The organism is Anaerorhabdus sp. (assembly GCF_036641015.1).
Classification (GTDB): domain Bacteria; phylum Bacillota_I; class Bacilli_A; order Erysipelotrichales; family Erysipelotrichaceae; genus Anaerorhabdus.
In genome coordinates, this window is record NZ_JAVWFO010000065.1 from 1 (window position 1) to 8,521 (window position 8,521).

Sequence of the window (8,521 nt, forward strand, 5' to 3'; positions counted from 1 at the left end):
CCAACTTCTTAGCTTATTTTTCTTTGATTTGCAGCTCTTTCTTTATTCGCTTTGATTACTTTAAGACGTGAGAATTCTTCACGTTCTTTTTCTTCTAAAGCTTCTGTAATAAATTTGATTTGCGATTCAAAATCAGGAATTACTATATTCTTTAATGCATTAGCTCTTTTTTGTGTTTTACGAATAGCGTTAGCTAATCGATATACACTATTATCAACTTCTGCAAGAATCATTGTAAGTTCTTTAACTTTATTGAATTGAATGTACGCTTCATCGACTTTAGAAGATGATTCCTCAAATCCATATTGGATATCAAGTTCCTCTGGCTCATAGATGACATTTGGTACTTCCACTCCCATAACACTACGATAAGTAACACGAACTCCAGTATCTACTTTAACTTGACTTGCGATAGACGTAATAATACCAGTAGAAACGTTTGCTTGTTGTAATAAATAATATGCTTCTTGATAACTATTTGTAATGTCATCACGTAGTAATTTTACTTTATCAACCAACATCATCATTTCACGTATTAGTACATTACGTTTACGGTCCATTAAGTCATATCCCATTTTAGCTAGAACTAAAGATTTCTTTGCTGCCATAAGATTTCCTTTGGTCGCAAATACTTGGGCTGCCATTATTCTTCTCCTTGAAGTGCTAAGCTAATAGTACGCATTGCATGTTCAGGATCGTAGTTTAGTTTAATTAATTCAGAATCAAGACGATCAAGTGCACTTACTGGAAGTGTTGATAATAAAGCCCAACCAATATTTAATGTTTCAATGATTGAACGCTTAACACCAAATCCTTGACCAACAAATACTTTTTCAAATAATCGACCAAATTCCATGAATCGTTTATCACTATCTGACAATTCATCCTCACCAATTACAGATGCAAGTGATCTTGCTTCTAATACTTGAGCATATGATGCAAATAGTTGGTTTGCTACGTCTTGGTGATCTTTACGAGTGTATCCTTCACCGATTCCATCTTTCATCAGACGAGATAATGATGCTAAACATCCAATAGGAGGATATACACCATTTTGATGTAAATTACGATCTAAAACGATTTGTCCTTCTGTTATGTATCCAGTTAAATCTGGAACTGGATGAGTAATATCATCATTTGGCATTGTTAGAATAGGAATTTGAGTAACTGATCCCTTAGATGTACTAATAATACCCGCTCTTTCATATAAAGATGCTAAGTCAGAATACAAGTATCCTGGATATCCTTTACGACCTGGAATTTCTCCCTTACTACTTGAAAACTCACGAAGTGCTTCACAATATGAAGTAATATCTGTAAGAATAACTAGAATATGCATATCACATTCATATGCTAAATATTCTGCTGCAGTAAGCGCACAACGAGGTGTTAGTGTTCTTTCAATAATTGGGTCATTTGATAAGTTTACGAACATACAAACTTTTTCCATAACACCAGTTTCTTCAAATGAACGTTTGAAGTAGTCAGCTACGTCATTCTTAACTCCCATTGCACCGAAGACAATACCAAATCCTTTGCCATCATCATCAGCAATTTGTGCTTGACGTACGATTTGTACCGCAAGCTTATCATGAGGCATACCACTACCAGAGAATATAGGTAGCTTTTGCCCACGAATTAAAGTATTTAAACCATCAATTGCAGAAATACCAGTATTAATATAGTTACGAGGATATTGACGTGCTACGGGGTTTAATGGCTTACCATTAATGTCCGCAAACTTTTCCGCATATACTTCTCCTAAACCATCAATAGGCTTACCTGCTCCATTAAATACACGCCCAAGGATTTCTTTTGATAAGGCGATTTCCATCGGATGACCCATTAAACGCGTTTTTGTATTTTTCTTTGATAATCCAGCTGTTCCTTCAAACACCTGAACCATTGCCTTTTCACCTTCGATTTGAACAACACGTCCTGAACGAACTGTGCCATTCGATAATTCTATTTCAACCATTTCTTCATTTGAAACATTCTTAACATGATCCAAGGCTACAAGTGATCCACTAATTTCTTCTAATCCTAATAATTGAAGACTCATCAAAATTCCTCCTTTCTACTCGATTGTACTTAATGCTTTATCGATTTTATCAAAATATGTATCTAATAATGCAATATTGTTGTTTGGTACATCATATTTAATCTTAATAACTGCATCGAATATTCCAGTATTAAGTATTGAACTAATTGGGAATTTCTTTGCCACAAGAGGTTTACAAGACTCATATAAATATGAAATTACTTTTAACATCTTATATTGTTTATCAAATGGTACGAATGTATCATCTGGATGGAATGCATTTTGTTGTAAATATCCAACACGCACTACTTTAGCAATTTCAATAGTTAATTTTTGATCATCTGGTAATACATCAGATCCAATCAACTTAACGATTTCCATTAATTGATTTTCTTCATGTAATATTTGTACCATTTCACTACGAAGAGCTGTAAAATCACGAGCAACATTTTGTGAATACCAACGATCTAAATCATCTAAATATTCACTATAACTTAAGTTCCAGTTAATTGCTGGGAAGTGTCTTGCATATGCAAGAGATTTATCAAGCGCCCAGAATGAACGAACGAAACGTTTAGTATTTTGAGTTACTGGTTCAGAGAAGTCAGCCCCTTGTGGAGAAACAGCTCCAATAATTGTAACTGAACCTTCACTACCATTAAATGTTTCAATATATCCTGCACGTTCATAGAACTGTGATATACGAGAAGGTAAATAAGCTGGGAATCCTTCTTCTGCTGGCATTTCTTCAAGACGTCCTGATATTTCACGAAGCGCTTCAGCCCAACGAGATGTAGAATCGGCCATAATAGCGACATGATAGCCCATATCGCGGTAATATTCAGCTAGGGTAATTCCAGTATATATACTTGCTTCACGAGCCGCTACGGGCATATTAGACGTATTAGCGATTAAAACTGTACGATCTAATAGAGGTTTTCCTGATTTAGGGTCAATTAATTCACTAAATTCCTCAAGAACTTGAGTCATTTCGTTTCCACGTTCACCACAACCAACATAAACGATAATATCAGCATCACACCATTTAGCTAATTGGTGTTGTGTCATTGTCTTACCAGCCCCAAATCCTCCAGGAACAGCAGCTGCACCGCCTTTTGCGATTGGGAATAAAGTATCAATAACACGTTGACCAGTAACAAGCGGTGTTGTCATTGGTTTACGTACTTTTACAGGACGAGGATTACGAATAGGCCAGTCTTGAGCTAATTTAACATCAAACACTTCGCCTAAATCATTTTTAACTTTTACTAATGTTTCAGTAACAGTGTACTCACCATCACCTACTGCATATTCAACAATTCCAGAAACATTTACTGGAATCATACTACGATGTTCAATTAAATCTGTTTCAGGACATGTAGCAAAAATAGTACCACCATGAACAGTGTCACCTACTTTTACTTTCATGCTTACATTCCACTTTTTCGCTTCATCCAATGATGGAATTGTCTTACCTTCACTGATGAATGCACCTTGTGTAGCTGCAATGTCTTTTAATGGTCTTTCAATCCCATCAAAAATATTTTTAATGATACCAGGACCCAAATGCGCACATAGTAATGAACCTGATGAATATACTGGTTCTCCTGGACGAAGTCCTGTTGTTGATTCATAAACTTGGATAGTTGTACGATCTTCAGTAATACCAATAACTTCTCCTAGCAAACGAGCATTTCCAACATTTACCATCTCTAGCATACTAAAGTCACTTGAGTTTCTTACAGTTACAACAGGTCCATTAATAGAATAAATACGATTATCCATGCTTTATTCCTCCCCTGCTTTCTAAATGGTAAATCCAGAGTTATTCTGGAACCATGTCATTTCATTTTGAAGACTTGAATCCAATGTATTATCAACTTCAAAACCTTTATCTTCATTAACATAGCGGAAACCACCTAATTGGATAAGTGCCTCTTTGACTTTACACTGACTATTTTTATTTTTTAATATTTCAGAAACTAAATTTACATCATCATTACGCACTTCAAATACTCCATTATTATCAAGATCGCCTAACTCATTGATTTTTCTTTCAATGAATTTTGCATAATCACTAGTACTTACAAAAGCAACTAGTTTATCTTTGATATCTGAAAATAATTGATCTACTAATTTTGTACGTAATTGTAATAAATCACGTTTTGTTTTCAACTTATTTTGTGAGGCTTGAGTTGCTGCAAAAAGACGTAGATCATTAAGTTCTTTTTCCTTATATGTATCTATTTCTTTTTTTAAACCTTCTTTGAAAAAGTTGATTTGATCTTCTTCCATATTTTTTATTTCATAGTTAATTTGATCAATAACCAAATGTACTTGTTCATTAATATCATTTTCAATACATTCAAGTGATTCTTTTTCTTTTATCATACTTTCTCACCTCACAATTTAATCCCAATTGCTTCACTAATATACTTGTCTATAGTTTCCCCTACTTTTGCAGAACCATGTCGATCTGGTATTTCTACAAGAAGTGGTTTTTGATAATTCAGTTTCATATTAGATATAATGTCTGGACAAGTATTTACAATTTTAGTCGTCATTAAAACAATTACAATTTCAGGATTAGCAATGCACTTATCCAAAGCATCAAGAACCTCTTGACGTTCATGAACAACTACACCCTCAATTCCTGCAAGTCGTAACCCTAGTTGTGTATCGACATTGTCACTAATACAAAATACTTTCACTTTTTTTCTCCTATAGTTTGTTCATGATTAAGATAGAGATTAATAGACCATAGATGGCAACCCCTTCACCTAATGCAACGAAGATAATAGCTTTACCAAAGTTATCAGAATTTTCTGAGATAGCTCCAATAGCAGCTGGAGCAGCAGCAGCAACGGCAATACCAGCACCGATTGCTGAACAAGATGTAGATAATGCAGCAGCTAAGAAGCCCATACCTTGAGCGTTAGTACCAACGATTGATACTACAGGATTTGCTTCTTCAGCAGCTAAAGCTACTAAACCATTTAGTTGGAATACCATTGCAAGTGCAAATACTCCAGCAAAGATTGAAATTTGAGCAATTAATTTGTGCTTAGCACTTTTAACGCTAGTTCCTTTTTTACCCATATAGAATAAAGGACAAATAACAAGTACCACTGCGATTAGTGGTAAAAACATTTCAACAAAAGATAACATAATAATTCTTCCTCCTAATTTTTAGTTGTTTGATGAAATCAAAGTAAACTTCTTTCCGCCACCTTCAAAGTAACGGCTAAACATTTCATAATATTCAAGACGTAGTGTTTGAATTCCTACGATTAATCCTTCAAGTGCCATAACGAATAAGTTACCAATAATGAAGACAACAATACCAGCATTACCTGTCATTTCAACAAGTGTCATAACTACCATCATCATCCCAGCATGGCTTAATACGAATCCGCCAACACGAAGGTAAGACATTGAGTTAGTAACAAAACTCAATAAGATTTCAAATACTTCAAAGAAAGTCTCAAGGCAGAAGTTACCCCAGCCACCATGTGGCTTAATACTCTTACCTTCCATTAGGTGAGTAAGTGGTTCTTTCAAGAAGAATAAGACAACAGGAATTCCAACAAATGGAATTAACCACATTGGTTTTAATAAATCAAATCCAAATACGAATTTACCAGCAATTGCTACTAAGATAAATCCATAGAATACAAATCCTGCAACGCCATTTTGACTGAAGAGCAATTCTCCCCATTTTTTATGTTTAATATGCATACACATATTCATAACCATTGTTGTTAGGATTAATACTGCTCCAATTACAACTGCGCTAATAAGCAGTGTCATTGTAAAATCACCATCCATAACATTAATTAGTTTTTCTCTAACATTGAATAATCCTTGATGTACTGGAATAAGAATTTCTTCATTTCCAAATACCGAACCAAATAAGAATCCAAATAACATTGATGTAATACCAACACGTCCAACAATTCCTGCCAACTTGTTATGAAGTTTCTTTTCTAAGAATAATCCTCCGATTAGCAACAAGAATCCTTGTCCCAAGTCTCCAAACATTATTCCAAACAAGAAACAGTACGTGATCCCAACAAATACTGTTGGATCCATATCTGCATATGCTGGTAAGCTGTACATTGTTACAAACATTTCAAATGGTCTAAAGAACCAATTGTTTTTAAGTAATGTTGGCGGTGTAAGATTTGGCGCTTCACTTGGATCTTTAGCATCTACGCTTACATCTAATCCTTTAAACTCATCTTCAAACTTACCTAAATCTTTTGCAGGAACAAATCCTGTCACAACATATTGATCATTCATTATCGCAACATATTGATGTAGCGCATATAACTTATATCGTTCTTCACAATAAGTATATACATCTATTAACTCTGCTTCATATTGAGCAATAATCTTTTTACTATCAATAGTTGGAATTTTAATTTCTTCTAAATACAATCCATCAAACATCTTTTTAGTTTCTCGTACATGTGATTTTGATGTTACATACACAATCCATTGATATTGTGATGTTGAATGTAATTTTGCTGTAATAAATTTAGCATCTTGAATTAAATTTAATTTTTTAACACTATCATGTGGAAGTCTACCCATTCCAAATGAAATATAATGACAATCATGCATTGCCGCAAAATCTAGAACACGCAATGCTTCAAGTGCAATTTCATCATCACTTGTAAGTGTGTTTGATTCAACTGAGTCACTTACAACTTTAAATTGTTCTTCAACATTCTTTAAGAATTCTTCTATTTCTTCATTTGTATATGTCTTCTCAATAGTTGGTTTTGATTTCATTTCAAAGCCAATACTATGTCCTATATTCTTTAATGTATTAACATAATCAGAATATATATTTTCTATAGAAAGAAGTCGTCCACCATTTTCTTCATTTACAATAGAAGTAGCATTCTCTGCATGAAGATAAGTAGAAGTTTCGCATCTTTTGAGCATTTCTTCATAATTACTTTCGCTAGCAGAAACACTTACTAGTTTCATTTTTGTAATCGACATATTAACCCCCCTCTAATAAATTAATAAGCGCTCGATTTTTTCAGGCGCAATTTTATATCGGATACCTTCAATGATATCTACAATATTTTGAATTTCTGTTTCAGATAGCAACATATACGATAGTAATACAATATCTGGATTGCTACTAAATGCTAGGTGTCGTCTATTTATATTGTAATTAATCTTTTTAGTGTGATACTCAATATAAATAAATCGTTGATTATCAGTGTAGTTTTTATAAGCAGATTTAGCTAAATAATCAAATAACTCATCGGCATTACAATTCTCTATAATATAATCTAAATCTTTCTTGCTAAATCGCAAATGAACTGGTGAAATAAGTTCTTTGATTCTTGCTGGTGATGCTTCAAAATATTTTTTAAGTCGATAAATCTTTGTAATATTCTCTAACTCAATTTGTGTTAAAAATATATTACGCAAATCATCATGCTCTTTCCCACTAAAATCTTTTTCTATTATTTTTAGTACAGTATCAAAATAATAGTTGCGCAATGCACTTTCACACCCAGTAAAATCAAACTCATCCATATGAATAGGTTTGAACTGTTTAATGATAGGAGCATAATCAGTATTTTTTAAAACTTCTAATAATTCATCATAATTTCTAACATTTGCTAACTCACTTAATTTAAACGATGTTTTTTGTTCTAAGTAAGTAGGTAGTTTTTGAATAAATTGCATATAATCTTTTGATTCAAATGAACGTATGCAATTTAAAATTTGATGAATCTCATTTTCAATAACGCCATAGCGGTAAAAACCATTCTTTGGTGAATTCGCATATCTCATCAAACTTGAAAATCTTTGAAATAAATCTTGACGTATCAAAGCTTCAAGTTGACCACGATGAATTGCTTTTTCATTTATACCTGCTAAAACCTCATTGAAATAAGTATCATTCTTTAAATAAGAAGCTACTTCCGCTATAGTCTTTTTTTGCAGCATTGTTTGATAATCTTCTGGACGTATCCTTTTTCCAAACATTGCTTTTGCTTTTGCGGTAAGTGCCCCTGCTGCCTTATTTGACATGGTTTCCCTCCTTAAAGCTTTTAATCTAAACAATGCTTAATAATTGTTTCCATCCATTCTTCTTTTTTTGTTTGATAGACTTGTTGAATTCTTGATGAAATTTCTTTATATTCTAATTCATTATCTTCACTAGCTTTATGAATTCCATCATCTAATTCTTTTTTTATTTGATCTACTTCTTCTTTAACTTGTTGCCAAGCTTCATCACTGATGTGTTTCTTATCATTCGCAATCTTTTGTTTAATATCATATTTATGTTGATGTGCATCATCTACACTTTTGCGTGCTTTTTCATCAGTATGAATTAAGTTCTCAACATCTTTCAATTCCATAGTTAGTAGGTCTCCTTTCAAACAAAAACCGTTCCACGTAAGTATAGTCCTTTTTTTAGCAATTTTCAATAATTATTGCTCTTTC

9 protein-coding genes are annotated in these 8,521 nt (G+C 33.2%); all 9 read right to left on the minus strand.

Translation table 11 applies throughout. The features are described 5' to 3' along the window. Positions 1-8: 8 nt before the first annotated feature. Genes RR430_RS08345 through RR430_RS08385 form a run of 9 tightly spaced genes read right to left on the minus strand, consistent with a single transcriptional unit; the run spans position 9 to position 8,436 of the window. Positions 9-644 (minus strand): V-type ATP synthase subunit D, encoded by a 636-nt coding sequence (locus RR430_RS08345; protein WP_332486944.1) that lies wholly within the window; start codon positions 642-644, stop codon positions 9-11. Then, the gene (locus RR430_RS08350; RefSeq protein ID WP_332486945.1) at positions 644-2,062 is read right to left on the minus strand and encodes a V-type ATP synthase subunit B; all 1,419 of its coding nucleotides are present in this window, start codon (positions 2,060-2,062) and stop codon (positions 644-646) included. Before RR430_RS08350 ends, RR430_RS08345 begins: the two co-directional genes overlap by 1 nt. Before the next feature lie 15 nt (positions 2,063-2,077). Further along, positions 2,078-3,826 (minus strand): V-type ATP synthase subunit A, encoded by a 1,749-nt coding sequence (locus RR430_RS08355; RefSeq protein ID WP_332486946.1) that lies wholly within the window; start codon positions 3,824-3,826, stop codon positions 2,078-2,080. A gap of 21 nt (positions 3,827-3,847) precedes the next feature. Continuing rightward, positions 3,848-4,432 carry a V-type ATP synthase subunit E gene (locus RR430_RS08360; protein WP_332486947.1) on the minus strand — a complete coding sequence of 195 codons (585 nt, stop codon included), beginning with the start codon at positions 4,430-4,432 and terminating at the stop codon, positions 3,848-3,850. An 11-nt stretch (positions 4,433-4,443) separates the two neighbouring features. Then, on the minus strand, positions 4,444-4,752 hold the full coding sequence (locus tag RR430_RS08365; protein ID WP_332486949.1) for a V-type ATP synthase subunit F: 309 nt from the start codon (positions 4,750-4,752) through the stop codon (positions 4,444-4,446). Positions 4,753-4,762: 10 nt separating this feature from the next. After that, positions 4,763-5,209 carry an ATP synthase subunit C gene (locus RR430_RS08370; protein ID WP_332486950.1) on the minus strand — a complete coding sequence of 149 codons (447 nt, stop codon included), beginning with the start codon at positions 5,207-5,209 and terminating at the stop codon, positions 4,763-4,765. A 21-nt stretch (positions 5,210-5,230) separates the two neighbouring features. Beyond that, a complete protein-coding gene (locus tag RR430_RS08375) occupies positions 5,231-7,054 on the minus strand; it encodes a V-type ATP synthase subunit I (protein WP_332486951.1) in 1,824 nt (607 codons plus the stop codon). A gap of 12 nt (positions 7,055-7,066) precedes the next feature. Next, positions 7,067-8,104: a V0D/AC39 family V-type ATPase subunit gene (locus tag RR430_RS08380; RefSeq protein WP_332486952.1), complete on the minus strand. Its 1,038-nt coding sequence runs from the start codon at positions 8,102-8,104 to the stop codon at positions 7,067-7,069. Positions 8,105-8,124: 20 nt separating this feature from the next. Continuing rightward, positions 8,125-8,436, minus strand: coding sequence for a hypothetical protein (locus tag RR430_RS08385; protein WP_332486953.1), 312 nt, complete (start codon positions 8,434-8,436; stop codon positions 8,125-8,127). Between the last annotated feature and the right edge of the window lie 85 nt (positions 8,437-8,521).

What these genes read in the sequence shown, in the direction of transcription:
- RR430_RS08345 (WP_332486944.1), bottom strand. Translation starts at nt 644, where the DNA reads ATGGCAGCCCAAGTATTTGCGACCAAAGGAAATCTTATGGCAGCAAAG.
- RR430_RS08350 (WP_332486945.1), bottom strand. Translation starts at nt 2,062, where the DNA reads ATGAGTCTTCAATTATTAGGATTAGAAGAAATTAGTGGATCACTTGTA.
- RR430_RS08355 (WP_332486946.1), bottom strand. Translation starts at nt 3,826, where the DNA reads ATGGATAATCGTATTTATTCTATTAATGGACCTGTTGTAACTGTAAGA.
- RR430_RS08360 (WP_332486947.1), bottom strand. Translation starts at nt 4,432, where the DNA reads ATGATAAAAGAAAAAGAATCACTTGAATGTATTGAAAATGATATTAAT.
- RR430_RS08370 (WP_332486950.1), bottom strand. Translation starts at nt 5,209, where the DNA reads ATGTTATCTTTTGTTGAAATGTTTTTACCACTAATCGCAGTGGTACTT.
- RR430_RS08375 (WP_332486951.1), bottom strand. Translation starts at nt 7,054, where the DNA reads ATGTCGATTACAAAAATGAAACTAGTAAGTGTTTCTGCTAGCGAAAGT.
- RR430_RS08380 (WP_332486952.1), bottom strand. Translation starts at nt 8,104, where the DNA reads ATGTCAAATAAGGCAGCAGGGGCACTTACCGCAAAAGCAAAAGCAATG.
- RR430_RS08385 (WP_332486953.1), bottom strand. Translation starts at nt 8,436, where the DNA reads ATGGAATTGAAAGATGTTGAGAACTTAATTCATACTGATGAAAAAGCA.